Here is a 3,396-nt window from a genome sequence, read left to right as displayed (position 1 = left end):
AGCCGACGTGCTCTTCGCCATGCTCCGCGACGGCACCTTCTACGAACCCCAGCCCGCCCCATCAGCTTGACGAAACCCATAGGGGCACCCCCCCCAGCGAATAGCCCTCACCGCCTTCGTTGCCGTGCCCGCGTCGGTGTCGGAGAGGTAGGTCGGGGCGATTTCGAGCATCAACTCGCCGATCGCGTGCGTGGTGGCGGCGAAGTCGTCGTCAACGACGCGCAGCGTGGAGAGCGTGGGATCCGCCGGCGGATCGGCGGGGGCGGAGCGGATGTTGCGACGGCCTCGCCGACCACGGCACGCACGGTCGGCTCATCAAGGACCTGGGGGCCGCTGTAGGCGAGCGTGCCGAGGTGGAGGGTGATCACGTCGTCGGCGCGGCTGGAGACTGCGATCAGGGTGCGTTGGGACCGGAAGCTGACCCGCAGCACAGTGAGCACGCGCGCGTTTCGGCAACTACAAGCTGCGACCGCCGTTCCCGCAGCTACAGCCTTCCCCGGACTCCGTCGCGGACATCGATCCGGGAAACCTGGATCCTCGGCACTGGGGCGCCACAGCCATCCACAGCTGCAGTGTCTGCGACCGCCCGATCGAACAGAGCGGACTCCCTCAGGTGTGGATCTCACTGCGCGTGGCCACTGACGTACTGCCCCTGCTGGTCAGCGCCTGCTCGGCGGCGTGTGTCGCCGCCCTGCCCGGCAGTGCTCGCGACTACATCCCCACACCTCACGAGGGTGGTCGAGTCGATCAGCCGGCATCCGACTGGGACTGACCAGCCGAACCTAGCCTCACCCTCCGGTCGGTCGAGAAACGACCACGATGGTGTGGCGACGGGTAGAACGCCTGCGCGGGGAAGCTGACGCTCGCGATGGGGAAATATATGACCACAGCCAGGCCTTCACGCTCCTGGCAGAGCATCCTGACCCCTGCAGGCAGGGCCCTCGTCAAGTCTCCTAGTCGGAGTTCTGATCGGCCTCCGTCGTCGGCAGCGACATCAAGCCCGACCCCTACCGGAGTTTTAGCGATCTTCGACGATGAAGCAGGCCCGCTGGTAGAGCTCGTCGAAGGTGATGATCTCGACGTCCTGGATCGATGTCCGGTACAGCTCGAAGGAGTTGATCTTCTCCGGGTTCACGGCGCCGTTATCGGTGAACTCGCGCAGGCTCCCGATCACCACGACCTGCCGGGGCCGGGTGGTGGACAGTTCAACGTCGGTCGGGGTGCCGTCGTCGTCGTAGATGCGGGTGAGGAACTCGCGGGAGATGAGCTGCTGGGCCTTGCTGACGGTCTTCTGTACCTGTGCCACGCCTCCGCCGAGTTCTTTCGATGCCTGGTAGACGCCCGCACGGTATGGGGTCTTGGCGAGCAGCTCCGTGTCGTGGGTCTTGATTTCGCAGAAGAGCATGCTGCTGATCAGGCCTTTGGAACGCATGATGGCGTCGATGCGTTTCCCGGCTCCGCCGAAAATGTTGGCGCCGGTGGTGATGCGTTCCAGTTTGCCGTCGCCGATGGATTCGCAGGCGATGAGGTTGAGCCCGTAGCCAAAGATCCACTGGTTCGTCTCGAAAAAGTCCTGCCAGACGGCCTCTGCCCCGCGCGTCGTTGCCAGGCTCTCTTCCTGCTGGAAGTAGTCCGGATCGTTCAGCAGCCGCTCGAACCTCTGGAGCTGTTCCTTGCGGTTGCCGATCAGGCGGATGTCCTCCTCTGTGAGCCCGCTCCCGATGGCTGTCCTGACCGCACCGAGCACTGTGGTCCGGTCCTGGCCGGTCAGCAGCTGGGCCAGTTGGGCCTCGTCGCCGGCCACGAGCTGGGGGGAGTCGCCGGGTGTGCTCAGGCCGGTGCAGCCCTGGAGGAAGTTGATGACTTTCCAGAAGTTCTCGTGGACGTCCCCGGTGTCGACGAGTGCCTTGACGGCCCGGGTGGACCCGGCCTCAGGCACTGTCTGTGTGGCGGAGACTTCCCCGGCCTTCTTCTTGTCCTTCTTCCAGAGCTTGATCCTCGGGGTGAAGGTGTCGCCCTTTTTGATGATGGTGACGCTGCACAAGGTCGCTACCTGAGGCCGGTCGTCGAGGATGAAGTCGGTGATCATCCGGCGTGCGCGGGTGTCATAGAGATAGTGGAACCCGCTGCTGTCCTGTGAACCGCGGATCTCTAGGTCGGTGAAGTCCCTGCTGGTGACATCGAACTCGGTATTGGAGAAGGGCAGTCGCAAGCCTCGAACGATGGGCGTGGCGGGCGCAGCGGCTTGGGTCCGCCAGTCCGGTGGGATGTTGGGCAGCGGCCGGGTATCGCCTTCGACCACGAGGTCCTGGACGTCGATGCGCCCGAGCTGGGTGAGCACGGACTGCAGTGTTCGCCAGATCACCTCCTTCGCTCCCGGGGTGCAGGTGGGCAGGAGTTCGCGCTCCAGTGTCAGGACCGCCTCGTAGGTGTCAGCCGTCCAACCGTCACCAGGCATGGGGTTGAAGAAGCCGCCGTCGCGGCGCAGAGTCAGGACGGCTGTGCGCAGCAGGTCGCGTGCTGTCTCCTCGCCGGCGCAGTCCAGGAGGCTGTAGGTCTGCCCGAGGACCAGGTCGAGCTTGCCTGTGTCGTCGTCGTTCAGCGGCAGCGGGATCAACGGGCCGGTGGGCGGAAGTCGGACCGCTGTGTAGATAGGGCGGCCGGAGAGGAAGTCGTAGGAACGCAGGCCCCATCCGTCCGGTGCCAGCAGCCGGTTCAGCTCTTCGACCTGCTTCGTCGCCGCCTCGACGTCGGCCGCGACCTCGGGATGGACGGTTCGTGCCAGGAAGGCGAGCAGCACCTCGTCCGGTCCGTCGGAGAGCTGCAACCGAGGGTCCTCGAAGATCCAGTCGTCGTCCAGGTCGTAGTTGTTAAGCCGGTGCTGCTGGATGTCGGCGCGGACAGTCGGGAGCCGGCTGTTCTCGGGGGGAGGTTGGTCCAGGTCGTAGAGGTGCTCCAGGAACGTGACCTCGTCCAGTTTCCCCCACCAGGGGCTCGATATCTCGCGCAGGTAGTTGAAGATGTCGTGCCGCGTCACCGTTGTAATCGATGGCTGCGCGTGTGCCGGGGCGAGGTCGCTGGACGTCATGTGTCCAGGATGGATGGCAGGGAAGTCAGGTGCCGGTCGATCGGGGCTTTCCATCTCCAGGACGAGACGTCAGGCACCGCTTCCCGTGGCGCGCAGGGCCCTGGCCGGCCAGCAGGCCGACGGCCGTCTCGCCGTACGGGCGGGTAGACAGGCAGCATCCCTGGCTTCGGTGTCGACGTGGCGAGCCGTCTACTGGATGGGCTGGTGCTGTGATTGTCGGCGGCGGTTGAATCCTGACCCGGTGTGGGCGGTCGAGTTCTGACCCACCGGGTCTGGGTTGCCGGTGTTCAGTCGGTGTCGTGTGTGGC

Annotated in this window: 2 protein-coding genes; one reads left to right on the top strand and one right to left on the bottom strand. The window is 65.3% G+C overall.

Translation table 11 applies throughout. The features are described from left to right. Positions 1 to 631 precede the first annotated feature (631 nt). Positions 632 to 772 carry a hypothetical protein gene (locus ACZ5VD_RS43885; RefSeq protein ID WP_468686087.1) on the top strand — a complete coding sequence of 47 codons (141 nt, stop codon included), beginning with the start codon at positions 632 to 634 and terminating at the stop codon, positions 770 to 772. 246 nt (positions 773 to 1,018) lie between these two features. On the opposite strand, the gene ACZ5VD_RS43880 is transcribed toward ACZ5VD_RS43885, so the two are convergent. Beyond that, positions 1,019 to 3,142, bottom strand: a complete 2,124-nt coding sequence (locus tag ACZ5VD_RS43880) for a Shedu anti-phage system protein SduA domain-containing protein (protein ID WP_468686085.1) — start codon at positions 3,140 to 3,142, stop codon at positions 1,019 to 1,021. Positions 3,143 to 3,396 lie beyond the last annotated feature (254 nt).

This window comes from Streptomyces sp. NPDC032822 (genome assembly GCF_055578825.1).
The sequence above is the reverse complement of the archived record's forward strand: the minus strand, read 5'-3'. Positions and strand labels throughout refer to the sequence as shown.